The organism is Streptomyces sp. DH41 (genome assembly GCF_029813785.1).
In the GTDB taxonomy this organism is placed as follows: Bacteria; Actinomycetota; Actinomycetes; order Streptomycetales; family Streptomycetaceae; genus Streptomyces.
This window is the reverse complement of the sequence record NZ_JARVKY010000051.1, coordinates 1-26,069: the sequence shown is the minus strand read 5'-3', so window position 1 is coordinate 26,069 and position 26,069 is coordinate 1. Positions and strand designations below refer to the sequence as shown.

Genomic DNA, 26,069 nt, shown 5'->3' with positions numbered 1-26,069 from the left:
ACACCCAGGCCCTCCTCCGCCTCGCCCGCCATCGCATCAGCGTCCTGTTCGCCCTGCTCCGCGACGGAACCTTCTACGAGCCGAGGAGCCCTCGACTCGCTTGACGAAGGACATAGAGGCACCCCCCGCCCTGCCCCGCCGGCCCGGCCTCGCGGACCCCGCGGCTCGAGTCACGGCCCGGCATCCGCACAGCTCAGGCCGATTGTCAGTGCCCGGGTGCACGATGGATCCATGGTCAGCTCCGCACACCGAGCCCTGGACGGCTTCTCCCCCGCGACCCGCGGCTGGTTCACGGGGGCCTTCTCCGCGCCGACCGCCGCCCAGGCGGGCGCGTGGCAGGCCATCTCGGAGGGTTCGGACGTGCTGGTGGTCGCCCCGACCGGCTCCGGCAAGACGCTGGCCGCCTTCCTCGCCGCCCTGGACCAGCTGGCCTCGGCGCCGCCGCCCGCCGACCCCAAGAAGCGCTGCCGCGTCCTGTACGTGTCCCCGCTCAAGGCCCTGGCCGTCGACGTCGAGCGCAATCTCCGCAGCCCGCTGACCGGCATCCGCCAGGAGTCCGTACGCCTCGGCCTGCCCGAGCCGGAGGTCAAGGTCGGCATCCGTTCCGGCGACACCCCGGCCGCCGAGCGCCGTGCCCTGTCCACCCGCCCGCCGGACATCCTGATCACCACCCCGGAATCCCTGTTCCTGATGCTGACCTCGGCCACGCGCGAGGCGCTGACCGGCATCGAGACCGTGATCCTGGACGAGGTGCACGCGGTCGCGGGCACCAAGCGCGGCGCCCATCTCGCGCTCACCCTGGAGCGGCTGGACGAGCTGCTCCCGAAGCCGGCCCGCCGCATCGGCCTCTCGGCGACGGTCCGCCCGGTGGACGAGGTCGCCCGGTTCCTCGCGCCGCGCGGGAAGGTGGAGATCGTCCAGCCGGACTCGGGCAAGGAGTTCGACCTGTCCGTCGTCGTCCCGGTGGAGGACCTGGGCGAGCTGGGCGGCTCCCCGGTCGCGGACGGCAACGAGGGCGCCGAGCGGCCGTCGATCTGGCCGCACGTCGAGGAGCGGATCACCGACCTCGTCCAGTCGCACCGCTCCACGATCGTCTTCGCCAACTCCCGGCGCCTGGCCGAGCGCCTGTGCAACAGGCTCAACGAGATCGCGTACGAACGGGCGACCGGCGAGCCCCTGGACGAGCACCACTCCCCCGCCGAACTCATGGGCGGCTCGGGGGCCGCGCAGGGCGCCCCGGCCGTGATCGCCCGCGCTCACCACGGATCGGTCTCCAAGGAGCAGCGCGCCCTCGTCGAGGAGGACCTCAAGGCCGGCCGCCTGCCCGCGGTGGTCGCCACCTCCAGCCTGGAACTGGGCATCGACATGGGCGCCGTCGATCTCGTCGTCCAGGTCGAGTCACCGCCCTCCGTCGCCTCCGGTCTCCAGCGCGTCGGCCGCGCGGGGCACCAGGTCGGCGCCGTGTCCACGGGCGTCGTCTTCCCCAAGTACCGCGGCGACCTGGTGCAGGCCGCCGTGGTCACCGAGCGGATGCGCAGCGGTGCCATCGAGGCGCTCAGGGTCCCGGCCAATCCGCTGGACGTCCTGGCCCAGCAGCTCGTGGCGATGACGGCGCTGGACACCTGGCAGGTCGACGACCTGCTCGCCACCGTCCGCCGCGCCGCCCCCTTCGCCTCGCTCCCGGAGTCGGCCTTCACGGCCGTCCTGGACATGCTCGCGGGCCGCTATCCGTCCGACGCCTTCGCCGAGCTGCGCCCCCGCGTGGTGTGGGACCGGGTCGCCGGGACGGTCACCGGCCGCCCCGGTGCGCAGCGCCTCGCCGTCACCTCGGGCGGCACGATCCCCGATCGCGGCCTCTTCGGGGTCTTCCTCGCCGGGGCCGACCCGAAGAAGGGCGGTGGCCGGGTCGGCGAACTGGACGAGGAGATGGTCTACGAATCCCGCGTCGGGGACGTCTTCACGCTCGGCACCAGTTCCTGGCGGATCGAGGACATCACGCGCGACCGGGTCCTGGTCTCCCCCGCTCCGGGCGTGCCGGGCCGGCTGCCCTTCTGGAAGGGCGACCAGCTGGGCCGCCCCCTGGAGCTGGGCCGCGCACTGGGCGCGTTCCTGCGCGAGGTCGGTTCCCTCTCCAAGGAGGACGCCCGGCTGCGCCTGGTCACCGCGGGCCTGGACGCCTGGGCCGCGGACAACGTCCTGGCCTACCTCGACGAGCAGCGCGAGGCCTGCGGCCACGTCCCCGACGACCGCACCATCGTCGTCGAGCGGTTCCGGGACGAGCTGGGCGACTGGCGGGTCGTGGTCCACTCGCCCTTCGGCGCCCAGGTGCACGCCCCCTGGGCGCTCGCCCTCGGCGCCCGGCTGTCCGAGCGGTACGGCATGGACGCCCAGGTCATGCACGCCGACGACGGCATCGTGCTGCGCCTGCCGGACGCCGACCTGATGGGCCTGGACCTGCTCGACCAGGAGCCGGCCAAGCCAGGGCTGGAGTACGACGCCGAGCAGGCGCCCGTCGGGGCGGGCGACGTCGTCTTCGACAAGGGCGAGGTCGACCGGGTCGTCACCGACCAGGTGGGCGGCTCGGCCCTGTTCGCGTCCCGCTTCCGCGAGTGCGCGGCCCGCGCGCTGCTGCTGCCGCGCCGCAGCCCGGGCAAGCGGACCCCGCTGTGGCAGCAGCGCCAGCGCGCGGCTCAGCTGCTGGAGGTGGCGAGCGAGTACGGATCGTTCCCGATCGTCCTGGAGGCGGTCCGCGAGTGCCTCCAGGACGTCTTCGACGTGCCCGGCCTGGTCGAGCTGATGGGCGACCTGGAGGCCCGCAAGGTACGCCTGGTCGAGGTCACCACCCCGGAGCCGTCCCCGTTCGCCCGCTCCCTCCTCTTCGGATACGTCGCCCAGTTCCTCTACGAGGGGGACTCGCCGCTCGCCGAGCGCCGCGCCGCCGCCCTCTCCCTGGACTCACGGCTGCTGGCCGAGCTGCTGGGCCAGGCCGAGCTGCGCGAACTGCTCGACGCGGACGTGCTCACCGAGCTGGAGCGTGAGCTCCAGTGGCTCACCGAGGACCGCCGCGTCAAGGACCCGGAGGGCGTCGCGGACCGGCTGCGGCTGCTCGGCCCGCTCACGGACGCCGAGCTCGCCGAGCGGGGCGCGGAGCCGCAGTGGGCGCAGGAGCTGGCCGCCGCCCGCCGCGCGATCAGGGTGCGTATCGCCGGCGCCGACCACTGGGCGGCGATCGAGGACGCGGGGCGGCTGCGCGACGCGCTGGGCACGGCACTGCCCGTGGGTGTGCCCGAGGCCTTCACCGAGCCGGTCAAGGACCCCCTCGGCGACCTCCTCGCCCGCCACGCCCGCACCCACGGCCCCTTCACGTCGGTCACCGCGGCGGCCCGCTTCGGCCTGGGTGTCGCGGTCACCGAGGGCGCCCTGCAGCGGCTCGCCGCGGCGGGCCGGGTCGTGCAGGGCGAGTTCCATCCGGCCGGCATCGGCCAGGAGTGGTGCGACGCGACCGTACTGCGCCGACTGCGCCGCCGTTCCCTGGCCGCGCTGCGGCACGAGCTGGAGCCGGTCCCGCCGCCCGCGCTCGGGCAGTTCCTGCCCCAGTGGCAGCACATCGGCAAGGGGCACGCGCTGCGCGGCATCGACGGACTGGTCCGCGCCGTCGAGCAGTTGCAGGGCTCCTCCGTGCCCGCCTCCGCCCTGGAGAAACTGGTCCTGCCCTCCCGGGTGGCCAACTACAACCCGGCGATGCTGGACGAGCTCACGGCCGCCGGTGAGGTCGTGTGGGCGGGCGCCGGATCGCTCCCCGGGAAGGACGGCTGGGTCTCCCTCTACCTCGCGGACGCCGCCCCGCTGCTTCTGCCGCCCCCGCATCCCCTGGAGCCGACCGCGCTCCACCAGTCCGTGCTGGACACCCTCTCCGGCGGCTACGGCCTGTTCTTCCGGCAGATCGCCGACCAGGTCCGCGCCACCACCCATCCGGACGTCAGCGACCCCCAGCTGGCCGACGTCCTGTGGGACCTGGCCTGGTCCGGACGGCTGACGAACGACACGCTCGCGCCCCTGCGGTCCCTGCTGGGCTCCGGCCGCACCGCGGGCTCCACCGCCCACCGTGCCAAGCGCGCGGTGCCACGCGGGCGCTACGGCTCACTGACGGCCGCCGCCCGCCCCGCGTCCCGCACCGGCCCGCCGACCGTCGCGGGCCGCTGGTCGCTGCTCCCTGCGCGCGAGGGCGACACCACGGTGCGTGCCCACGCCCTGGCCCGCACGCTCCTCGACCGGCACGGCGTGGTGACCCGCGGCGCCGTCGCGGCCGAAGGAGTCGAAGGCGGCTTCTCCGCGGTGTACCGCGTCCTGGCCGCCTTCGAGGAGAGCGGTCAGGCCCGGCGCGGCTATGTCGTCGAAGGGCTCGGCGCGGCCCAGTTCGCCATGGAGGGCGCCGTGGACCGGCTGCGCGCGGTCTCGAACGCCCGCGAGCGTCGCGAGGGCCCGCCCGGGCGGCCGGACTTCACCGGCGGCGGCCTCGAGGACCACGCCTCGACCGACGGCTCGTACAGCTCAACCGGCTCAGGTGATCTCACCTCCGGTGACTTCCCCTTCGACGACTTCCCGCCCAGCGGTGACGGGGGCACCGGCACCTGGGACCAACCCGGCGACCCCTTCGCGACCTCCCCGGCCCCTCCGACCTCCCGAGGTGACCACATCTCCCCCCGCGACTACGCCGAACCGGGCGCCGGCGGTCCGCGCGGGGGCGGCGCGCACGCCGGCTTCGGTGGTCCTCGTGGCTCGTACGACACCGGTTTCACCGGCCGTCGCGGCCGTCCCTCCGCCGGTCCGGGGGCCGTCGTCCTGGCCGCCGCCGATCCGGCGAACGCGTACGGGGCGGCCCTCACCTGGCCCGAGCCCCCTGCCGGTGCCACGCACAAACCGGGCCGCAAGGCGGGCTCCCTGGTGGTACTCGTGGAGGGCGAGCCGGCGCTCTACATGGAGCGCGGCGGCAAGACGCTCCTGCTCTGGCCCTCCACGTCGGACGGTCCGCCCGCCGACGACAGCCGTCTGCGCGCGGCCACCGAGGCGCTTGCCTCGGCCGCCCTCGCCGGCTCCCTCGGCACGGTCACGGTGGAGCGCGTCAACGGCACAGCGGCCCTGACCTCCCCCTTCGGTCCCCTGCTGGAGGAGGCGGGGTTCATCGCCACCCCGCGCGGCCTGCGCATCAGAGCCTGAGCCTGTCACCCTTGACCCATGCCCGAAGGAGACACGGTCCGGCAGGCCGCACGGCGGCTGCACGAAGCCCTCGCGGGCAAGGTGCTGACCCGTAGCGACTTCCGCGTGCCCCGGTACGCCACGGCCGACCTCACCGGCCGTACGGTCCTGGACGTCACCCCGCGCGGCAAGCACCTGCTCACCCGCGTCGAGGGCGGCCTGACGGTGCACTCGCATCTGCGGATGGACGGCTCCTGGAAGGTGTTCGCGGCCGGTCAGCGCTGGAGCGGCGGCCCGGCGCACCAGATCCGGGTGATTCTCGGCACCGCCGACCGCACGGCCGTCGGCTACCGCCTCCCGGTGCTGGAGCTCCTCCGCACCGCCGACGAAGAACGCGCCGTCGGCCACCTCGGACCGGATCTGCTCGGCCCGGACTGGGATGCCGAGCAGGCCCTGGCCAACCTGCGCGCGGAGCCCGCCCGCCCTCTCGGTGAGGCCCTGCTCGACCAGCGCAATCTCGCCGGTATCGGCAACGTCTACAAGTGCGAGCTCTGCTTCCTGCTCGGCGTCACTCCCTGGCTCCCCGTCGGCGACCTGCCCGCCGCACACGCCGTGAAGCTGGTCGCGCACGCGAAGAGGCTTCTGGAGGCCAACCGCGACCGCCCGGTCCGCCGTACGACCGGCCTGCGCGGCCAGGACCTGTTCGTGTACGGCCGCGCGTCCCGCCCCTGTCCGCGCTGCGGCACGTCGGTGCGCGTGGCGAACCAGGGCGACGGCTCCCGCGAGCGCCCCACGTACTGGTGTCCGACCTGCCAGGCCGGGCCCGCGCCGTACCCGGGCGACTTCGCCGGCACGAGGCCGCGACGCGGGGCGGGGTGACTCGACCGACCGGCTCGACCCGTGCGTGCAGCCGCCGGCTCAGCCCACGGGGTTCAGTCGGCGAGCAGGGCGTCCATCTGGCCGACCGCCTCGCGCAGCCCCTCCTCCATCCCCATCTTCGCGAGCTGGTCCAGCTGCTCCCGGGTGGCGAAGGCCGAGCGCATCTCCATGCGGGTGCCGCCGCCTCGCTCGGTGAGCGTCACGCGGATCGCGGTCGTCGGCATGCCGGTGCTCGGCACGCCGTCCGCGTCGGCGAATCCGTCGGTGAACTCCAGGGACGTCGGCGCGTCGACCGAGGTGACCCGCCACCACCCGTGGTGCTGGTCGCCCTCCGGGCCGGTCATGAAGTACGTGACGCCGCCGCCCGGGGTCAGGTCGTACTCCTCCACCGTCGCCGGGTAGGCCGGCGGGCCCCACCAGCGCTCCAGCTGCCGCGGGTCGGACCACAACCGCCACACCCGCTCGACGGGGGAGCTGAAGTCGGCGGTCAGGGTGAAGGTCAGGTTGTCGAGATCCTTGTCCAGGCTGGTGACACTCATCTGCTCCGTCCTTCCGTCGAGTCGCGCGCCTCGAAATCGCGTCGGCGGCCCGGAATCACGACCCGGCCGGTCCGGACCGGCCGGAGTCGAAGGAGCCCGAACCCGAAGAGCCCGAACCCGAGGAGCCCGAGCCCGAAGAGTCCGGATCCGCCGCCGGCCGAGGGCGACGCGACGCGGCCGCGGCACCCGGGTCCCCCGCCGTACTCAGGGCTCGGCGCCACCGGCCCGCGCTCACGGCCCCGGCGGCCCGGCGCCGCGGCACACAGTGCACCGGCAGCACGCTCAGTCCCCAGCCGCCGACCGCGACCGCCCCTTCGAGCACTCCGGCACCGGGCGCCAGCGCCAGACGCAGCACGGCCCACCACCAGAGAACGCCGAGCCCCAGCGCGGCCGCCCGGCGAACCGTCCGTGCCCGCGCCACCCTCGCGTCATCCGTTTCCGGCCTGGAACATCCAGTGCTGCTTCTCGAGATCGGCCGTGATCTGGATGAAGATGTCCTGGCTCACCGGATCGGGGTCCCCGGTCGAGGTGATCCGCTCCCGCATCCGCCCGATCACCGCGCCCAGGGCGTCCACGATCGTCTGTACCGCGGCGGTGTCGTCGACCCATCCTTCCGGGGTCACGCCGATGCCGCTGCCGACGGCCACCGTCGCGGCACGCCCGTCCGGGGAGACACCGAGTGCAGAGGCGCGCTCCGCCACGGTGTCGGAGTGCGTGCGCGCGGTGTCGACGAGCTCGTCGAGCTGGAGGTGTACGGAGCGGAAACGCGGCCCGACCACGTTCCAGTGGATCTGCTTCGCCACCAGGGACAGGTCCACCAGGTCGACGAGGCCGCCTTGCAGCGCCTCGGAGACGGTCTTCAGGTTCGTGTCGGACAACGGGCTCTTCACGACGTACATCCACGCCTCCGTCGGTCGTCCCCCGGCCATGTCCCTCCACGATGACCGCACCACCGGGGACCGGCAAACCGGGCGAACCCACAGCCGAGGCCCCTCACCCGTCCCCGCGAGAACTCACCCGCGCACGCCGAGAACTCACCCGCGCACGCCGAGGGCTCACCCGCAGACGCAAAAACCCCGACCGCACCTCTCCGGTCTCCCGGAGAGACCCCGGCCGGGGCCTCACACGCACACGTTCTCAGCGCTCAGGCGGCGACGACGTCCACTGCCTCGGCGGGCGCCTTGATGGTCACCCGTTCCGGTGGCACACCCGTCACCGAAACCGAACCCAGCATCGGGCGCACCGGCGCGGGCACGGTCTCGCTGGGCGTGGCCGCAGCAGACTGGGCCAGCTCGGCGAGGGCCAGCTCGTCGCTCACTTCCCGCATGAGCTCGGACATCCGTACGTCCAGCGCGTCGCAGATGGCGGAGAGCAGCTCGGAAGACGCCTCCTTCTGCCCCCGCTCCACCTCGGAGAGATAGCCGAGTGAGACTCGGGCGGACGAGGAGACTTCGCGCAGCGTACGGCCCTGGCGTTGGCGCTGCCGACGCAGCACGTCACCCAGTAGGCGACGGAGCAGAATCATCGGTCGCTCCCTCCTCGGACCGTGTAACCGCATCCTTCACGCCCCACCGTACCGCCTCGCGCCGCGGCCGTGCGGGGAGCGATGTCGTGTTCACTCAGGGCTGCAAACATCAAAACCCCCCGTTCCGTTCCGTATCCTGTGCCCGCTCATTCCCGGTCTGTTCGCCCGCAAGCTCCCTCAAAAGGAGTGCGAGTACGCTCCGTACACTCTCCATACGAATTTCCGCGCGGTCGCCGTTCAACCGCAGGGCCTCCACTTTTCCGCCAGAGGCGGAACCATCGTCTGCTCCGAAAGGCCCGTCGACAGCCACGAAGACCGTCCCGACGGGCTGTCCGTCCTGTGGGTCCGGGCCGGCGACACCCGTCGTCGCGATGCCCCAGTCGGCACCCAGCGTCTTGCGTACGCCCGCCGCCATCTGGGCCGCGACCTGCGGATCCACCGCCCCACGTGCCGCGAGGAGGGCGGCGTCGACGCCTAGCATCTCCCGCTTGAGCTCCGTCGCGTAGGCGGTGACGGACCCCCGGAAGGCCTTGGACGCCCCGGGGACCGCCGTGATCGCGGACGCCACCATTCCACCGGTCAGCGACTCGGCGACCGCGAGGGTCTCGCCCTTGACCGTGAGTAGTCGCACCACGTCGGCGGCCGTGGAACTCAAACTTCCGTCTCCTTCAACGCCGCTCTGCGCTCGGCGATTCCCTGACGGCGCAGCACAATGGCCTGTTTCACGTAGTCCAGCCCGGTCGCCACGGTCAGGACGACCGCCACCGCCATCACCCAGAACCTCAGGGTGGCCAGGGGCCCCGTCAGCGCCAGGACGTACATACCGACGGCGATGCCCTGCGTGAGTGTCTTGATCTTGCCGCCCCGGCTGGCGGGGATGACGCCGTACCGGATGACCACGAAACGCAGCACGGTGATCCCGAGTTCCCGGCCGAGGATGACGGCGGTCACCCACCACGGCAGGTCGCCCAGCGCGGACAGACAGATGAGCGCCGCCCCCATGATCGCCTTGTCGGCGATGGGGTCGGCGATCTTCCCGAAGTCGGTGACGAGGTTGTACGTACGCGCCAGATGGCCGTCGAAGAGGTCGGTGATCATGGCGACGGCGAAGGCCGCCCAGGCGAAGGAGCGCCAGGCCGGGTCGTACCCGCCGTTGCCGAGCAACAGGGCGACGAAGGCCGGCACGAGGAGCAGCCGGAGCATCGTCAGCAGATTGGCGACGTTCCAGACGCTCGCCTGGTTGACGGCGGCGGCGGCGATCTTGCCGCCGCGCCCGCCGGCACCGCCCTCGGTCGCACCGCGTTCCACGGCGCCCCCCGGAGTCGTACGCTCCACCGGAGTCGTACGCGCGTCGGCGACCGGACGCTCCCCCGGTCCCTGCGCGGCGCCCGAGGCACCACGCGGGCCGGGCCTGCGCGCACTGGAGGAGCCGCCCGCCGCGGACGCCGGGACTCCGGTCATCTGCCGGTCTCCTCACTCCACTCGGGTGATCCCGGCAGCGGTTCGGCCACCAGGTCGACACCCTCCGTACCGACCACCTTCGCGTCGACCATACGACCGACACCCAGGCCTTCGCCGCTCGTGAGCAGCACCTGGCCGTCCGTCTCCGGCGCCTGGTGCTCCGCGCGGCCACGCACCCCGTCCCCGTCGTCGGCGGTCTCCACGGACTCGACGAGCACGCGCACGGTCGCTCCGACGCGCTCCTCCGCCCGCTGTGAGACGAGTTCCTCGGCGAGGCGGGACACCCGTGCCAGTCGCTCCGCGACGACGTCCTCGTCCAGCTTGTCGCCGTAGGTCGCCGCTTCGGTGCCCTCCTCGTCGGAGTATCCGAAGACGCCGATGGCGTCGAGCCGCGCGTGGTTCAGGAACCGCTCCAGCTCGGCGAGGTCGGCCTCGGACTCGCCGGGGAAGCCCACGATGAAGTTGGAGCGCACACCGGCCTCGGGGGCCTTGCTCCGGATGGTGTCGAGGAGCTCCAGGAAGCGGTCGGTGTCGCCGAAGCGCCGCATCGCGCGCAGCACGTTCGGAGCGGAGTGCTGGAAGGAGAGGTCGAAGTAGGGCACGACCTTGGGGGTGGAGGTCAGCACGTCGATGAGGCCGGGCCGCATCTCGGCCGGCTGGAGGTAGCTGACGCGCACGCGCTCGATGCCGTCGACGTCGGCGAGGTTCGGCAGCAGCGACTCCAGCAGGCGGATGTCGCCGAGGTCCTTGCCGTAGGAGGTGTTGTTCTCGGAGACCAGCATGATCTCCTTGACGCCCTGCTCCGCCAGCCACCGTGTCTCGTTCAGCACGTCGCTCGGGCGGCGCGAGATGAAGGAGCCGCGGAAGGACGGGATGGCGCAGAAGGAACAGCGCCGGTCGCAGCCGGAGGCCAGCTTCACCGAGGCGACCGGGGAGCCGTCCAGTCGGCGGCGAAGCGGCGCGCGGGGCCCGGAGGCCGGAGCGACGCCCTCGGGGAGGTCGGTGGGGCCGTGCCCGGGCAGTGCGACGGAGGCGCCGGCCTCCTGGCGCTCGGCGGGGCTGATCGGCAGCAGCTTGCGCCGGTCGCGCGGGGTGTGGGCGGCGTGGATGCCGCCGTTCAGGATGGTCTGCAGGCGGTCGGAGATGTCGGAGTAGTCGTCGAAGCCGAGAACTCCGTCGGCCTCGGGAAGGGCCTCGGCGAGCTCCTTGCCGTACCGCTCGGCCATGCAGCCCACCGCCACCACGGCCTGCGTTCTGCCGTGGCCCTTGAGGTCGTTGGCCTCCAGGAGGGCGTCGACGGAGTCCTTCTTCGCGGCCTCGACGAAGCCGCACGTGTTCACGACGGCGACGTCCGCTTCCCCGGCGTCCTCGACGAGCTTCCAGCCGTCCGCCTCCAGACGGCCTGCGAGCTCCTCCGAGTCCACCTCGTTACGGGCGCAGCCAAGGGTGACGAGTGCGACGGTACGGCTTTCAGGCATGGGCTCAAGACTACTTCGTCCCGCCGACAGCCCACGTCGACGGGGTTGCCCGATCCTGGACAACCCCGTCCGCGCCGGTGTCCGCCGTGCCCTATCCGACCTGCGGGTCGCCCTTCGTGTACGTCAGGCGCTCCACGGAGCCCGGCTGGAAGTCGTCGTCGATCTTCTTGCCGTTGACGTACAGCTGGATCGCTCCGGCGTCGCCGAGGACGAGGTTGATCTTCTCGTTGTCCTGGAAGGTCTCGGAGTCGCCCTGCTTGAGGAGGCCGTCGAAGAGCAGCCGGCCGTTGTGGTCCTTGGCGGAGATCCAGCTGCGGCCGTCGGTGGCGCTGACCTTGACCGTCACCTTGTCCCGCGGGGCCGCGGCGATCGCGCTGTCGGTCGGGTCCGGCTTGGGGTCGGCGGGCTTCTTCGGCTTGGCGCTCGACGAGGCGGACTCGCCGGCCGTCGGCTGGGCTCCCTCGGCGACGCTCGCCTCGGACGCGTCGTCTCCGCCCTTGACGAACGTGAAGCCGACGAAACCGATCACCGCGACGATCGCGGCGACCATGGCAGCGGTCCAGTTGGGTCCGCGCCGCTCGGGACGGATGCGTTCCGCCTCGAACAGGGGCGCGGCCGGGGTCGGCGCCGGGCGCCCGCCGTGCGCGGCGTCGAACCGCGCGAGCAGCTCGGCGGGGTCCAGTCCGACGGCCTTGGCCAGGGTCCTGATGTGACCGCGCGCGTAGACGTCACCCCCGCAGGGCGTGAAGTCGTCCGCCTCGATGGCATGCACGATGGCGATGCGGACGCGGGTGGCGTTGCTGATGTCGTCGACGGTCAGCCCGGCGGCGATCCGCGCCTGCCGCAGGGCACGGCCGACGGAGGGGCGGGCTTCCTCGGAAACGTCCTCAGAGACGTCTTGGGACACGTCTTCGATCGGACGCTCGTCTTCAGGGGAGTTGCCGTTGGACACGGGGGCGCCTTTCGAGCGTATAGCCGCCTGCGCTGGACGTTCAGTCTAGGGGGGGTACAAACCGGTGGGGCAACCGGACGGTCGTACTTTGTACGCCATCGGAATGGCCCCGCGTCCCGATGGTGTATTACCTGTTTGTCGTTTCCCTGAACTTGACGTACGCCATGGGAGAACGGTTGCCCGGTGATCCCTAACGGGTGAGTCACGATCGGCCACCGGGCCGCCGTGACTCACCGCCGGGGAACACCGCGCGTGCCGTTCCCTACCCTTCAGACTCCCCCCGGATCAGCGCGAGCACGCCGTCCAGCTCGTCAGGCTTCACAAGAACGTCACGAGCCTTCGATCCCTCGCTCGGCCCGACGATGCTCCGCGACTCCATCAGGTCCATCAGCCGCCCGGCCTTGGCGAAGCCGACGCGCAGCTTGCGCTGGAGCATGGAGGTCGACCCGAACTGTGTGGAGACGACCAGCTCGGCCGCCTGGCACAGCAGGTCGAGGTCGTCGCCGATGTCCTCGTCGATCTCCTTCTTCTGCTTGGTCCCGACGGTGACGTCCTCGCGGAAGACGGGCGCCATCTGGTCCTTGCAGTGCTGGACGACGACCGCGACCTCCTCCTCGGTCACGAAGGCGCCCTGCATACGAGTCGGCTTGTTGGCGCCCATCGGCAGGAAGAGGCCGTCGCCCTTGCCGATCAGCTTCTCGGCGCCGGGCTGGTCGAGGATGACCCGCGAGTCGGCCAGTGAGGACGTGGCGAAGGCCAGCCGGGAGGGCACGTTGGCCTTGATCAGGCCGGTGACGACGTCCACGGAGGGCCGCTGGGTGGCGAGCACCAGGTGGATGCCGGCCGCGCGCGCGAGCTGCGTGATCCGCACGATGGCGTCCTCGACGTCCCGCGGCGCCACCATCATCAGGTCGGCCAGCTCGTCCACGATCACCAGCAGGTACGGGTACGGCTGGAGCTCTCGCTCACTGCCCTCGGGGGGCTTGGCCTTGCCCTCGCGCACCGCTCGGTTGAAGTCGTCGATGTGCCGGTAGCCGTAGGCGGCGAGGTCGTCGTAGCGGAGGTCCATCTCGCGTACGACCCACTGGAGCGCCTCGGCGGCCCGCTTCGGGTTGGTGATGATCGGCGTGATCAGGTGCGGGATGCCCTCGTACGCGGTCAGCTCGACGCGCTTGGGGTCGACCAGGATCATCCGGACGTCCTCCGGTGTCGCCCGCATCATGATCGAGGTGATCAGGCAGTTGATGCAGGACGACTTGCCGGAGCCGGTGGCGCCGGCGACCAGCATGTGCGGCATCTTCGCCAGCGAGTGCATGACGTAGCCGCCCTCGACGTCCTTGCCGAAGGCGACCAGCATCGGGTCGTCGTCCTCGGCGGACTCCGCGAGGCGCAGCACGTCGCCGAGGTTGACCATCTCCCGGTCGGTGTTGGGGATCTCGATGCCGACCGCGGACTTTCCGGGGATCGGGCTGATGATCCGCACGTCGGGGCTGGCGACGGCGTACGCGATGTTCTTGGCCAGCGCGGTGATCCGCTCGACCTTCACGGCGGGCCCGAGCTCGACCTCGTAGCGCGTGACCGTCGGTCCGCGGGTGAAACCGGTGACGGCGGCGTCGACCTTGAACTCGGTGAAGACGGTGGTCAGCGAGGCGACTATGGCGTCGTTGGCGGCGCTGCGCGCCTTGCCGGGGCCGCCGCGGATGAGGAGGTCGAGGGTCGGCAGCGAGTAGGTGATGTCGCCGGAGAGCTGGAGCTGTTCGGCGCGCGGCGGCAGGTCCCGTTCCTTGGGGAGCGGGGTCTTGGTGAGGTCGGCGACCACCGTGCCCTGCTCGGGGTCGTCCCCCCGCGCCTTGTCCTGCTTGAGCTTTCCCGGCTGCGGGCGCGCGGCCGGCACGGGTGTCGGGGTCGGCGTCGACTCGCGGTCCCCCGTGCTCACGCCCTGGGTGAGGTCGGCGACCAGCGGCGAGGGCGGCATCCCGTGCAGCACGGCACCGTCGAGCGCGGCGGCGGCCGCGGCGGCGACGTCCACGGCGTCCATCGGCCGGTTCGCCTCGGGCTGCGGGACGGCGGACCGCCGGGGCCTGCCGCGACGCCGGGTGAGCGCGTCCTGCTCGGCCGCGTCGGGGTCGTACGGCCGCGCCGCCGGGCCTCCGCGTCCGCGGGACTTCGCGGGCAGCGCCTCGCGCCACTGCTCCTCGTAGCGCTCGTCGTCCTCGCCGAACGCGTCGGCATCCGCGTCCGGGGCCCGGACGAGGCCGAGCCGTTCACCGAGCAGCCGCAGCCGCTGCGGGATGGCGTTGACCGGGGTGGCCGTGACGACCAGCAGTCCGAAGACCGTGAGCAGCACGAGCAGCGGTACGGCCAGGACGTCGGTCATCGTGTACGACAACGGGGTCGCCGCGCCCCAGCCGATGAGGCCGCCGGCGTCTCTTATGGCCTGCATGCCGTCACCGCGGGCCGGTGAGCCGCAGGCGATGTGGACCTGGCCGAGGACGCCGATGACGAGCGCGGACAGGCCGATCACGATCCGGCCGTTGGCCTCGGGTTTCTCGGGGTGCCGGATCAGGCGCACGGCGATGGCGCCGAGCAGGATCGGCACGAGCAGGTCCAGCCGGCCGAAGGCGCCGGTCACGAGGATCTCGACGAGGTCGCCGACGGGGCCCTTGAGGTCGGCCCAGGTACCCGCGGCGACGATCAGCGCGAGGCCGAGCAGCAGCAGCGCGACGCCGTCCTTGCGGTGCGCCGGGTCGAGGCCCTTCGCGCCCTGCCCTATGCCGCGGAAGACGGCGCCGACGGCGTGCGCGACGCCCAGCCAGAGGGCGCGTACGAGCCGGTAGACGCCGCCGGTGGGGCTGGGCGCCGGTTTGGGCGCGGGCTTCTTCGCGGGTGCCTTCTTCGCGGGTGCCTTCTTCGCAGCGGCCTTCTTCGCCGGAGCCTTCGCCGGAGCGGCCGCCTTCTTCGCGGGCTGCTTCTTGGCTGCGGAGGGACGTGAGGCCATAGGTGTGAGGTTACCGGGGGAGACGGCGGTCGACACGTGTGCCCACCGCTTCACCCGTTCGTGTCGCCCGTCGGAAAGCCCGGAACTGACGCTTCCGGTAAGGCCGCTGACACGCCCTCATGGGCCGCTCACCGACCTTCATGACCCGGCCCACCTACGACCCCCGGTCGACCGCGACCCGGCCCACCGACGGCCCGAGTCGACCGCGACCCGACTCACCGACGGCCGGGGCAGCGCCCCCGGCCTCAGTTGACCGCGGGCTGGCCTCCGGACGAGCCCGGCTCCAGGGCGTCCAGCGCCCGCCTCAGGCCGGTGAGCTTGCGCTCCAGATGCGCGGCCGTCGCCACCGCGGCCGCGTCCGTCGACTCGTCACCCAGCTGCTTGGAGAGCGCCTCGGCCTGCTCCTCGACGGCCGCCAGCCGCGCCGACAGCTCGGCGAGCAGCCCCGCGGGCTCCTTGGCCTCCCCGCCGGCGGCCTTGCCGCCGCCTTCCAACTGGAGCCGCAGCAGGGCCGCCTGCTCGCGCAGCTGGCAGTTCTTCATGTACAGCTCGACGAAGACGGAGACCTTCGCACGCAACACCCACGGGTCGAACGGCTTGGAGATGTAGTCCACCGCGCCCGCCGCGTACCCGCGGAAGGTGTGGTGCGGGCCGTGGTTGATCGCGGTGAGGAAGATGATCGGGATGTCCCGGGTCCGCTCCCGTCGCTTGATGTGCGCGGCCGTTTCGAAACCGTCCATGCCCGGCATCTGGACGTCCAGCAGAATGACCGCGAAGTCGTCCGTGAGCAGTGCTTTGAGCGCTTCCTCCCCGGACGATGCCCGCACCAGCGTCTGATCGAGCGCCGAGAGGATCGCCTCCAGCGCCAGCAGATTCTCCGGCCGGTCATCGACCAGGAGGATCTTGGCCTTCTGCACCATGGCCCGCCCTCCTCGCCCCGGCGTGGGGCCTCCCCTGTCCGCAGGACTTGGGGCAGCACCGGCGGGCGCCGCCCCAGGGGACGACTCCCTTGCGCCGCCCGTCCTTGTGCCGGTCATCGTAGCCGCACCCCGCCTGTCGCCACACCCTGTCACCGCGATGTCACTGTGCACGTAGCAGAAACGCATCGGGGGACCAGAAGGTTCCCCGAATCCCGTACTTCTACACGACTTCGGGCACACTGAGTCAGCAACTCCGCGTGAACACCGAAGGTTCCCGCCACGTACGCGCCTCCCACGTTCGCACACTGCCCGTACGGGCCGCACGGACGGTGCCCGTACGTACCGCGGGCACGGTGTCCGAACGTGTCGTCCGGTGTCCGTCCGAACCTACTCCTCACTCCTCCCGCATCCACTGCCGCATCACCGTCAGCAGGTGATCGGGGTCGACCGGCTTCGTCACGTAGTCGGAGGCACCCGACTCGATGGCCTTCTCCCGGTCGCCCTTCATCGCCTTCGCGGTCAGCGCGATGATCGGCAGACCGGCGAACTGGGGCATCCGGCGGATGGCCGTGGTCGTCGCGTATCCGTCCATCTCGGGCATCATGATGTCCATGAGGACGACCGCCACGTCCTCGTGCTGCTCCAGGACCTCGATGCCCTCGCGTCCGTTCTCGGCGTACAGCACGGAGAGGCCGTGCTGCTCCAGGACGCTGGTGAGCGCGAAGACGTTACGGATGTCGTCGTCGACGATCAGCACCTTCTGGCCGCCGAACCGGATCCCGCGGTGCGACTGCGGCGTCTCCTCCTCCTGCTCGACGGCCGGCTGCCGCTCCTGTACCTCGGTCCGCTCCTCGGCCTCCGCCGTCCTGCGGCGGCGCCGGAAGAGCGCCGCGGCGACGTTCTGCGAGTCCTGGTACGACCTCACCTCGGCCGGCATCCCGGTCTGCGCCCCCGGCAGCTCGACCGCGATGCCCGAGGACGCCAGCAGGTCGCCCGCCTCCAGGGACGGCATGGCCTGCTGGTAGCCGTGCGGGGGCAGCTCGCTCAGGTGCAGCGGCAGGTAGAGCGTGAACGTCGACCCGCGGCCCGGCTCGCTCTGCGCGTGGATCTCGCCGCCCAGCAACTGCGCGATCTCCCGCGAGATGGACAGCCCCAGACCCGTACCGCCGTACTTGCGGCTGGTGGTGCCGTCCGCCTGCTTGAACGCCTCGAAGATCACCCGCATCTTGCTCGCCGCGATTCCGATCCCGGTGTCGCTCACGGAGAACGCGATCAGCGGCGCGTCGGGGTCGGTCATCGAACCGGCCTCCAGCAACTGCTCCCGGATGGCCTGCGGAACCTCGTCCCGGGCCGGCCGGATGACCAGCTCGACCGCCCCGGAGTCGGTGAACTTCACCGCGTTGGACAGCAGGTTGCGGAGTACCTGGAGGAGGCGCTGCTCGTCGGTGTGCAGCGTGGCGGGCAGCTCCGGCGACACCCGCACCGACAGGTCGAGGCCCTTCTCCGCGGTGAGCGGCCGGAACGTGGCCTCCACGTAGTCGACGAGCTGGACGAGCGCGATACGCGTCGGTGAGACGTCCATCTTGCCCGCCTCGACCTTCGACAGGTCGAGGATGTCGTTGATGAGCTGGAGCAGGTCGGAGCCCGCGCCGTGGATCGTCTCCGCGAACTCGACCTGCTTCGGGGACAGGTTCGCGTCGGCGTTGTCGGCGAGCAGTTTGGCCAGGATCAGCAGCGAGTTGAGCGGCGTGCGCAGTTCGTGCGACATGTTGGCCAGGAACTCGCTCTTGTAGCGCATGGAGACCGCGAGTTGCTCGGCGCGCTCCTCCAGGACCTGCCGGGCCTCCTCGATCTCGGTGTTCTTCACCTCGATGTCGCGGTTCTGCTGCGCCAGCAGCTCGGCCTTCTCCTCCAGTTCGGCGTTGGACGACTGGAGCGCCTTCTGCCGCTGCTCCAGCTCCTCCGACCGGTCCCGAAGTTGCTCGGTCAGCTCCTGCGACTGCTTCAGCAGTACCTCCGTCTTGGTGTTGACGGAGATGGTGTTGACGCTCGTCGCGATCATCTCGGCGATCTGGTTGAGGAAGTCCTTCTGGATCTGCGTGAACGGGGTGAAGGACGCCAGCTCGATGACGCCGAGCACCTGCCCCTCGAACAGCACCGGCAGGACGATCACCTGGGCGGGCGGGGCCTCCCCGAGCCCGGAGGAGATCTTCAGATAGCCGCTCGGCGCGTTCTCCACGAGGATCGTGCGCTTCTCCTCGGCGGCCGTACCGACCAGCGCCTCCCCCGGCCGGAACGAGGTGGGCATGGAGCCCATCGAGTAACCGTACGACCCGAGCATGCGCAGCTCGTACTGGTCCTCGTGGGCGCCCGCCTGCTCCTGACCCTCGACGTGGGGCATGGCGAGGAAGAACGCGCCGTGCTGCGCGGAGACCACCGGGGTGAGCTCGCTCATGATCAGCGAGGCCACGTCCTGGAGGTCCCGGCGGCCCTGCATCAGCGCGGAGATCCGCGCCAGATTGCCCTTGAGCCAGTCCTGCTCCTTGTTGGCGATCGTGGTGTCGCGCAGGTTGGCGATCATCTTGTTGATGTAGTCCTGGAGCTCGGAGATCTCCCCGGAGGCGTCCACGTCGATCTTCAGGTTCAGGTCGCCGCGGGTCACCGCGGTCGCCACGCGCGCGATGGCACGCACCTGCCGGGTGAGGTTCCCGGCCATCTCGTTCACGGACTCGGTCAGGTCCCGCCAGGTGCCGTCGACGTCACGCACGCGTGCCTGGCCGCCGAGCTGGCCCTCGGTGCCCACCTCGCGGGCCACGCGGGTGACCTCCTCGGCGAAGGACGACAGCTGGTCCACCATCGTGTTGATGGTCGTCTTCAGCTCGAGGATCTCGCCGCGCGCGTCGATGTCGATCTTCTTGGTCAGGTCGCCCTTGGCGATGGCCGTGGTGACCATGGCGATGTTGCGCACCTGACCGGTCAGGTTGGACGCCATCTGGTTCACCGACTCGGTGAGGTCCTTCCAGGTGCCCGCCACCCCCGGCACCTGCGCCTGGCCGCCCAGGATGCCGTCGGTACCCACCTCACGGGCCACCTTGGTCACCTGGTCGGCGAAGGAACGCAGCGTCCGCACCATGGTGTTGAAGGTGTCGGCGAGCTGCGCGACCTCGCCGCGCGCCTCGATCGTCACCGTCCGCGTCAGGTCGCCGTTGGCGACGGCCGCGGCCACCTGGGAGATGTTCCGCACCTGGACCGTGAGGTTCTTGGCCATCAGGTTGACGTTGTCGTTGAGGTCCTTCCAGATGCCCACGACGCCGGGCACGCTCGCCTGGCCGCCCAGGATGCCCTCGGTACCCACCTCGCGCGCCACGCGCGTGACCTGCTCGGCGAAGGACGACAGCTGGTCGACCATCGTGTTGACGGTGGTGACGAGTTCGAGGATCTCGCCCTTGGCGTCGACGGTGATCTTCTTCGACAGGTCACCCTTGGCGACGGCCGTCGTGACCTCGGCGATGTTGCGGACCTGCATGGTCAGGTTGTTGGCCATGCCGTTCACGGACTGTGTGAGGTCCTTCCAGGTACCGGAGACGCCCTGCACCTCCGCCTGGCCGCCGAGGATGCCCTCGGTGCCCACCTCACGGGCCACTCGGGTGACCTCCTGGGCGAACGACGACAGCTGGTCCACCATGGTGTTCAGGGTGTTCTTCAGCTCGAGGATCTCCCCACGCGCGTCCACGGTGATCTTCTGGGACAGGTCACCGCGGGCCACCGCCGTCGCGACCTGCGCGATGTTGCGCACCTGACCGGTCAGATTCCCTGCCATGCCGTTCACCGAGTCGGTCAGTTCGCGCCACACACCGGCGACCCCGGGCACCTGGGCCTGACCGCCGAGGCGGCCCTCCGTACCCACCTCGCGGGCGACGCGGGTGACCTGCTCGGCGAAGGACGACAACTGGTCGACCATCGTGTTGATGGTGTTCTTCAGCTCCAGGATCTCGCCACGCGCGTCGACGTCGATCTTCTGGGACAGGTCACCCCGCGCCACGGCCGTCGTCACCTGCGCGATGTTGCGCACCTGGGAGGTCAGATTCCCCGCCATCGAGTTGACGGAGTCCGTGAGCTCCTTCCAGGTCCCCGACACGCCGTCGACGCGGGCCTGACCGCCGAGGCGGCCCTCCGTACCCACGTCCCGGGCCATCCGCGTGACCTGGTCGGCGAAGCTGGAGAGCTGGTCCACCATCGTGTTCACGGTGTTCTTCAGCTGGAGCATCTCGCCGGAGACGTCCACGGTGACCTTCTGCGACAGGTCACCGTTGGCCACCGCCGTCGTCACCTGGGCGATGTTCCTCACCTGACCGGTGAGGTTGCGGAACGCGGTGTTGACGGAGTCCGTCAGGTCCTTCCACGTCCCCGCCGCACCCGGCACCTGCGCCTGGCCGCCCAGCTCACCCTCGACACCGACCTCGCGGGCCACGCGGGTGACCTCGGCGCCGAAGGAGGACAGCTGGTCCACCATCGTGTTGACGGTGTTCTTCAGCTCCAGCATCTCGCCGGCCACGTCCACGGTGACCTTCTGCGACAGGTCACCGTTGGCCACCGCCGTCGTCACCGCGGCGATGTCGCGCACCTGAGTGGTCAGGTTCCGGAAGACGGTGTTGACGGAGTCCGTCAGGTCCTTCCAGATCCCCGCCGCACCCGGCACGTTCGCCTGGCCGCCGAGCTGTCCCTCGCCGCCGGTCTCGTTGGCCACGCGCGTGACCTCGTCCGCGAAGATCCGCAGCGTCTCGGTCATCTGGTTGATCGTCTCGGCGAGCTGCGCGACCTCGCCACGGGCCGGCACCGTCACCTTCTTCGACAGGTCGCCGTTGGCGACCGCGGTCGTCACGTGGGAGATCTCGCGCACCTGGGCCGTCAGGTTCCCGGCCATGGTGTTGACGGAGTCGGTGAGCTCCTTCCACACCCCGGCCACGCCCGGCACCTGCGCCTGCCCGCCCAGGGCGCCCTCGGTGCCCACCTCACGCGCGACGCGTGTCACCTCGGAGGAGAACGCGGAGAGCTGGTCCACCATCGTGTTGACGGTGTTCTTCAGCTCCAGCATCTCGCCGGCCACGTGCACCGTGACCTTCCGGGACAGATCACCCTTGGCCACCGCCGTCGTCACCAGCGCGATGTCCCGCACCTGCGCGGTGAGCCGGTACGCCATCGTGTTGACGGAGTCCGTGAGATCCTTCCACGAACCGGACATACCACGCACCCGGGCCTGTCCGCCCAGCTTGCCCTCGGTCCCGACCTCACTGGCCACCCGTGTGACCTCGTCCGTGAACGTCGACAACTGGTCGACCAGGTTGTTCACGGTCCGCCCGACCTTCAGGAACTCCCCGCGCAACGGCTGCCCAGTGCCCTCCGCCGTCTGCGTCCGCAGCTCCATACGGGGCGACAGGTCACCGTCCGCCACCGCCGACAGCACCCGGCTGACCTCGGAGACCGGTCGTACGAGGTCGTCCACGAGCGCGTTCGAATTGTCGATCGCGGCCGCCCACGAGCCCTCGCAGGCCCCCGTCTCCAGCCGCTCCGTGAGCTTTCCCTCACGCCCGACCATGCGCCGCACCCGGGCCAGCTCACCCGTGAGATGGAGATTGCGGTCGGCCACCTCGTTGAAGACCGCCGCGATCTCCGACATCACACCGTCGCCGGACACCGTGAGCCGCTTGCGGAAGTTCCCCTCCCGCATGGACACGAGTGCCACGAGCAGCCGATTCAGCGCGGCCGTGTCCACCGTCGTACTGCCACCCCGCGTTTTGCCCTGGTTACTCAGGGACTGTCCGCCTTTCGCGCGCGTCTTCGTGGCCCGCGTCGCTGCGCCAGACTCCACTGTGTCCCTCCCGCAGGGGTCGACCGTTACCGCTGTGCCCGGACACCACCGCTCGGCGGACCGGTTACTGCCGCGTACTTCCGTGCTTCCAGACGGTCCGGACCGGCTCGCCGGACCGCTTCCAGGGCTGCTGCCCACCGCACTCGGTACGCATTCAACCTGCCCTGACCTTCATAAGAAGCTTGCCCAGTGTTTCACCCCGGCCGAACCCGGCCATAACAGTTCGGCAGCTTCGCACATCGTCCGCACACCCTCTGGGCGGAAACACTGCAGACCGGCATCCGCATGGACGGCGAAGGTAAGTAACCTTGCATGCGGCTGTCCAGCCACACCGGTGAGTCCGGCCTGGGCGGTGGCACGGAGACGAGCGGGCATCGGAGGGGCGGCCGGAATGACCACCGGACTGATCCCGGGGGAGCAGCCCCCGGATCCCGGGCCGACGGGTGGACTGCCGCAGCAGCGGCGAGACCCGGTCGGCCATGAGGCCGTGCACGGGGAGAGAGGGTCGGGGAGTTCTGTGATCACCGCGCGCGCGGCCGCCAGCTTCGAGCCCGTCGGACGATCGGTGGCGAGTGCCCGGTCCTTCGTCCGGGACACGCTCCAGGGCTGGGGCCATGCCGACATCGTCGACGACGCCGTGGTGCTCACCAGCGAACTGGTGACCAACGCCGTGGTGCACGCCGGTACCACCGCCGACGTCGTGTGCCTGCGCGGCGACGACGGCGTACGCATCGAGGTGGCCGACCACTACCCCGAGCGTGAGGTCCCCCTCCAGGGCTCCCCCGCCACCATGGGCAGCCTCGACCGCGAGGGCGGCCGCGGCCTCCAGCTGTGCGCGGCCCTGGCCGACCGCTGGGGCGTCGAGTACACGCCCACACTGAAGAACGTCTGGTTCCACCTGCACCTCCCGGAGCGCCCGGTCGGCACCCGCGCCGCCGGCCCAGCCCTCCCCGCCGACCTTCTCCCCCTCGCCGACGCCCGGGTCCGCGTCGCCGTCGTCCAGATCGACCGCACCGGCGCCGTCTCCTCCTGGAACGAGGACGCCGAGGAACTCTTCGGCTACCCCGCCGAGCAGGTCACCGGCAAGCCGCTCACCGACCTCGCCGCCTGGCCGCACACCCCTGGCACCAGCACCGGCATCGCCGAGGCACTCCAACTCTCCCGCTGGGAGGGCAGCTACGGCATAAGGGACGCCAACGGCCGCGTCACGCCCGTCTACGCCTCCCACCTCCGCGTCCGCGACGCCGGCGGCGAGCCCTCCACGGTCTGCCTCCTCGTCCGGGACCACGAACGCGCGGTCCTGCAGACTCCGTCGCGCGTGCCGTCCTCCGACTCCGCCGCCTCCTCCGAGGGCCAGGGTGCCGACCCCTTCGAGGTGTTCATCGGCTCCCCCGCCCCGGACGACCTCGACGGCCTCCTCCAGCGCACGGTCGAACGCGCCCGCGACATGCTCGACGCCGACGCCGCCTTCCTGCTCCTGGCGACCGACGACGAAACGGAGTTGGAGGTCCGCGCCTCCACCGGCCTGCCCTCCGCCCGCCAGCGCTTCGCCCGCGTCCCGGTCGAGGCCGGCCCCGGCCGCTACGGCTCCGCGCGCATGCCCGCCGTGCACGACGACCTCGCGGCGGTTCCCGGCGCGGTCCCGCTGCTGAACGGCACGGGCATGCGCTCGGTCGTCACCGTCCCCCTCAAGGTCGAGGGCCGCCTCACCGGCTCCCTCGGGGTCGCGGCCGAGTCCGCCGGCCGGTACTCCAACGAGGAGGCGCTGCGCCTCCAGTTCGCGGCCGACCGCATCGCACTGGCCGTCGAGTCGGCGCGTCTGGGGGAGCTGGAACGGCTGCGCCGCGGCTCTCTCAGCTTCCTCGTCGAGGCCTCGGACCTCCTCGCCGGCACTCTGGACCGCGACCAGACACTGGCTCTGATGGCGCAGATGACGGTACCGACCCTGGCCACCTGGTGCGCCGTCTACACGATCGCGGACCAGGCGTCGGACCCGTACCTCTCCTATGTCCTGCACGAGGACGAGGAGCTCATCGACGGCATCAAGTCCCTGCTGTCGAAGATCGCCCCACCCGACCCGGTGCCCACCCCGGGCGCCCGTGTCTGGCCGGCCCCCGGCGAGGTGGCCCACCAGGCGGCGCTGCGCACTTCCATGCGCGACCTCGGCCTGAGTGGCGGCCCGGCGCACCAGATGAGTTCGAGCATCGGCCCGACCCTCGCCACGGCCTCCGCGGTCGGCGGCGAGACCGTGGTCCTCCCGCTGGTCGCCCGCAACCGCGTCATCGGCATGCTCACGCTCGGCAAGCCGACCGACGAGCACTTCCGGCAAGAGATCCTGGAACTCGCCGAGGACCTGTCCCGCAGGGCCGCCCTGGCCCTGGACAACGCCCGCCTGTACTCGGAGCGGACCGCCATCAGCCAGTCCCTCCAGCGCAGCCTGCTGCCCCCGGAACTCCCCGTCATCGACGGCGTCGAGGTCGAGGTCATCTACCGCGCGGCCGGCGAGGGCAACGAGGTCGGCGGCGACTTCTACGACCTCTTCCCGATCAGCGACGACGCGTACGGCTTCGCCATCGGCGACGTCTGCGGTACGGGCCCGAACGCTGCGGCCGTCACGGGCCTGGCGCGGCACGCCCTGCGCCTGCTGGCCCGGGAGGGCCTCAGCGGCCCGGCGGTCCTGGAGCGCCTCAACTCGGCCATCCTCGACGAGGGCGCCCGCAGCCGCTTCCTCACGCTGTTGTACGGCGAGATGCGCCCGCAGGAGGACGGCAGCGCGGAGCTGAAGGTGGTCTGCGCCGGCCACCCGCTCCCGCTCCGTCTGCGTCAGGACGGCACGGTCGAACCGGCGGCGGAGCCGCAGCCCCTCCTCGGTGTCATCGAGGACCTGGAGCTGTACGAGCAGACGGTCACCCTCGACCCGGGCGACGTCCTGCTGTGTGTCACGGACGGCGTCACCGAACGCCGCGAGGGCACGCGCATGCTGGGCGACGACGGCCTCGCGGACGTCCTCACCACGTGCACGGGACTGACGGCCGGCGCGGTGGCGGCCCGCATCATGCGCGCGGTGGAACGCTTCGCGTCGGACGCCCCGTCCGACGACATGGCGATTCTGGCGATGCGGGTCCCGGAGCCGCACGCGGACTAGGGCACCGGCCCCGGGCATGCGAAAGGCCCCGCCCAATCGGGCGGGGCCTTCGCGGTGGAGCCCCCAAACGGAATCGAACCGTTGACCTTCTCCTTACCATGGAGACGCTCTACCGACTGAGCTATAGGGGCCTGTCGCTTTGCGAGGTTTCCCTCGCGGCAACGGAATAGATCATACCCCGAACAGGCTGGTGCTCCCAACCACGCTTGTCAGTGCGCGGGCTGCAGAAGCCCTCCGAGTGCGTTGCAGGCGGACACGACGCGCTGCATGTCCCGCCTGGTCAACGAGGCGTCGACCGGCAGCGCGAGCGTCTCGTCGGCGGCCCGCTCCGTCTCCGGCAACGACACGTACCGCCGGAAGCCGGGCATCCGGTGCACGGGCGTCTTCACCGGCACCCGGCACTCGACTCCCCTGCCTCGCACGGCCCGGGCGAACGCGTCACGGTCCGGCCGCCCGTTGCCCGGCACCCGCACCACGTATTGCTGATAGGTGTGTCCGTCACCCCAGTCCGGGATACGTACGCCCCTCAGTTTCCCGTCGAGATAGGCGGCCCGCTGCCTGCGCTGCGCCATCTCGTCGTACGACATCTCCGACTCGCTCCGCTCCAGCACGAGCAGCCCGTGCCGCTGCCCGACCCCGCGCAGCGGGCCCATGTCCGCCGGCCGCCCGAACCGGTGTACGGCCACCACGGCGGCGGTCCGGGGTGTCAGCGCCGCCTCCACCGAGGCGGTGTGCAGACAGTACGACTCCGGATCTATGTCGGCGAAGACCGGCATCGCGCCGATCAGAGCCACGGCTTCGGCGACTTCCACGTTCCCGAAGGCAGGTACGACGACCTCGTCACCGACTCCTACGCCGGCGGCCCTGAGCATTGCTGCAGTACCCATACCGGTGATGGTGGTAGCGCAACGTGAACTTCAAGTGACGGAGAACAAAAAAGGGTTGGACCCGGAACCGAAGTTCGGGGTCCAACCCTTGTGAATGATTGTTCGGCGGCGTCCTACTCTCCCACAGGGTCCCCCCTGCAGTACCATCGGCGCTGTAAGGCTTAGCTTCCGGGTTCGAAATGTAACCGGGCGTTTCCCCTACGCTATGACCACCGAAACA

The 26,069-nt window shown here is 71.2% G+C and carries 15 protein-coding genes, 1 tRNA gene and 1 rRNA gene; 3 read left to right on the top strand and 14 right to left on the bottom strand.

What is annotated here, in order from left to right:
- Positions 1–231: 231 nt before the first annotated feature.
- On the top strand, positions 232–5,217 hold the full coding sequence (locus QC283_RS39045) for an ATP-dependent helicase (RefSeq protein ID WP_279566545.1): 4,986 nt from the start codon (positions 232–234) through the stop codon (positions 5,215–5,217).
- An 18-nt stretch (positions 5,218–5,235) separates the two neighbouring features.
- Positions 5,236–6,075 carry an Fpg/Nei family DNA glycosylase gene (locus QC283_RS39040; protein WP_279566544.1) on the top strand — a complete coding sequence of 280 codons (840 nt, stop codon included), beginning with the start codon at positions 5,236–5,238 and terminating at the stop codon, positions 6,073–6,075.
- Between the two features lie 53 nt (positions 6,076–6,128).
- Here QC283_RS39040 and QC283_RS39035 read toward each other — a convergent pair whose 3' ends face one another.
- The 11 genes from QC283_RS39035 to QC283_RS38985 all read right to left on the bottom strand — a co-directional run bounded on the left by QC283_RS39035 (position 6,129) and on the right by QC283_RS38985 (position 21,817).
- Complete coding sequence (locus tag QC283_RS39035; protein WP_279566543.1) at positions 6,129–6,614, bottom strand: SRPBCC family protein; 486 nt, start codon at positions 6,612–6,614, stop codon at positions 6,129–6,131.
- Between the two features lie 55 nt (positions 6,615–6,669).
- The gene (locus tag QC283_RS39030; RefSeq protein ID WP_279566542.1) at positions 6,670–7,035 is read right to left on the bottom strand and encodes a hypothetical protein; all 366 of its coding nucleotides are present in this window, start codon (positions 7,033–7,035) and stop codon (positions 6,670–6,672) included.
- Between the two features lie 7 nt (positions 7,036–7,042).
- On the bottom strand, positions 7,043–7,513 hold the full coding sequence (locus tag QC283_RS39025) for a Dps family protein (RefSeq protein ID WP_279566541.1): 471 nt from the start codon (positions 7,511–7,513) through the stop codon (positions 7,043–7,045).
- 245 nt (positions 7,514–7,758) lie between these two features.
- Complete coding sequence (locus QC283_RS39020; RefSeq protein WP_007387871.1) at positions 7,759–8,139, bottom strand: helix-turn-helix domain-containing protein; 381 nt, start codon at positions 8,137–8,139, stop codon at positions 7,759–7,761.
- A 109-nt stretch (positions 8,140–8,248) separates the two neighbouring features.
- A complete protein-coding gene (locus tag QC283_RS39015; protein ID WP_279566540.1) occupies positions 8,249–8,794 on the bottom strand; it encodes a CinA family protein in 546 nt (181 codons plus the stop codon).
- Positions 8,791–9,600, bottom strand: coding sequence for a CDP-diacylglycerol--glycerol-3-phosphate 3-phosphatidyltransferase (gene pgsA, locus QC283_RS39010; protein WP_279566539.1), 810 nt, complete (start codon positions 9,598–9,600; stop codon positions 8,791–8,793). Before pgsA ends, QC283_RS39015 begins: the two co-directional genes overlap by 4 nt.
- Positions 9,597–11,078, bottom strand: coding sequence for a 30S ribosomal protein S12 methylthiotransferase RimO (gene rimO / locus QC283_RS39005; RefSeq protein WP_279566538.1), 1,482 nt, complete (start codon positions 11,076–11,078; stop codon positions 9,597–9,599). The genes pgsA and rimO overlap by 4 nt, the downstream gene beginning before the upstream one ends.
- A gap of 91 nt (positions 11,079–11,169) precedes the next feature.
- On the bottom strand, positions 11,170–12,030 hold the full coding sequence (locus tag QC283_RS39000) for a helix-turn-helix domain-containing protein (RefSeq protein ID WP_279566537.1): 861 nt from the start codon (positions 12,028–12,030) through the stop codon (positions 11,170–11,172).
- A 262-nt stretch (positions 12,031–12,292) separates the two neighbouring features.
- Positions 12,293–15,028: a DNA translocase FtsK gene (locus tag QC283_RS38995; RefSeq protein ID WP_279566536.1), complete on the bottom strand. Its 2,736-nt coding sequence runs from the start codon at positions 15,026–15,028 to the stop codon at positions 12,293–12,295.
- Between the two features lie 245 nt (positions 15,029–15,273).
- Positions 15,274–15,948, bottom strand: coding sequence for a response regulator (locus QC283_RS38990; RefSeq protein ID WP_279566535.1), 675 nt, complete (start codon positions 15,946–15,948; stop codon positions 15,274–15,276).
- Between the two features lie 394 nt (positions 15,949–16,342).
- On the bottom strand, positions 16,343–21,817 hold the full coding sequence (locus QC283_RS38985) for a HAMP domain-containing protein (RefSeq protein WP_279566534.1): 5,475 nt from the start codon (positions 21,815–21,817) through the stop codon (positions 16,343–16,345).
- A 391-nt stretch (positions 21,818–22,208) separates the two neighbouring features.
- Here QC283_RS38985 and QC283_RS38980 point away from each other — a divergent pair, with 391 nt between their 5' ends.
- Positions 22,209–24,962 carry a SpoIIE family protein phosphatase gene (locus QC283_RS38980; RefSeq protein WP_279566533.1) on the top strand — a complete coding sequence of 918 codons (2,754 nt, stop codon included), beginning with the start codon at positions 22,209–22,211 and terminating at the stop codon, positions 24,960–24,962.
- Between the two features lie 55 nt (positions 24,963–25,017).
- Here the strand turns inward: QC283_RS38980 and QC283_RS38975 are convergent.
- From QC283_RS38975 to rrf, 3 genes are all read right to left on the bottom strand, one after another.
- Positions 25,018–25,093: transfer RNA gene (locus tag QC283_RS38975), tRNA-Thr, on the bottom strand.
- Between the two features lie 78 nt (positions 25,094–25,171).
- Positions 25,172–25,834, bottom strand: a complete 663-nt coding sequence (locus tag QC283_RS38970) for a DegT/DnrJ/EryC1/StrS family aminotransferase (protein ID WP_279566546.1) — start codon at positions 25,832–25,834, stop codon at positions 25,172–25,174.
- Positions 25,835–25,949: 115 nt separating this feature from the next.
- A 5S ribosomal RNA gene (rrf, locus tag QC283_RS38965) occupies positions 25,950–26,066 on the bottom strand.
- Between the last annotated feature and the right edge of the window lie 3 nt (positions 26,067–26,069).

Excerpts from the sequence above, each read along its gene's own strand:
- QC283_RS38980 (WP_279566533.1), top strand. The coding sequence starts at position 22,209 with ATGACCACCGGACTGATCCCGGGGGAGCAGCCCCCGGATCCCGGGCCG.
- QC283_RS39025 (WP_279566541.1), bottom strand. The coding sequence starts at position 7,513 with ATGTACGTCGTGAAGAGCCCGTTGTCCGACACGAACCTGAAGACCGTC.
- QC283_RS38990 (WP_279566535.1), bottom strand. The coding sequence starts at position 15,948 with ATGGTGCAGAAGGCCAAGATCCTCCTGGTCGATGACCGGCCGGAGAAT.
- pgsA (WP_279566539.1), bottom strand. The coding sequence starts at position 9,600 with ATGACCGGAGTCCCGGCGTCCGCGGCGGGCGGCTCCTCCAGTGCGCGC.
- QC283_RS38995 (WP_279566536.1), bottom strand. The coding sequence starts at position 15,028 with ATGGCCTCACGTCCCTCCGCAGCCAAGAAGCAGCCCGCGAAGAAGGCG.
- QC283_RS39035 (WP_279566543.1), bottom strand. The coding sequence starts at position 6,614 with ATGAGTGTCACCAGCCTGGACAAGGATCTCGACAACCTGACCTTCACC.
- QC283_RS39020 (WP_007387871.1), bottom strand. The coding sequence starts at position 8,139 with ATGATTCTGCTCCGTCGCCTACTGGGTGACGTGCTGCGTCGGCAGCGC.
- QC283_RS39040 (WP_279566544.1), top strand. The coding sequence starts at position 5,236 with ATGCCCGAAGGAGACACGGTCCGGCAGGCCGCACGGCGGCTGCACGAA.
- QC283_RS38970 (WP_279566546.1), bottom strand. The coding sequence starts at position 25,834 with ATGCTCAGGGCCGCCGGCGTAGGAGTCGGTGACGAGGTCGTCGTACCT.
- rimO (WP_279566538.1), bottom strand. The coding sequence starts at position 11,078 with ATGCCTGAAAGCCGTACCGTCGCACTCGTCACCCTTGGCTGCGCCCGT.
- QC283_RS39045 (WP_279566545.1), top strand. The coding sequence starts at position 232 with ATGGTCAGCTCCGCACACCGAGCCCTGGACGGCTTCTCCCCCGCGACC.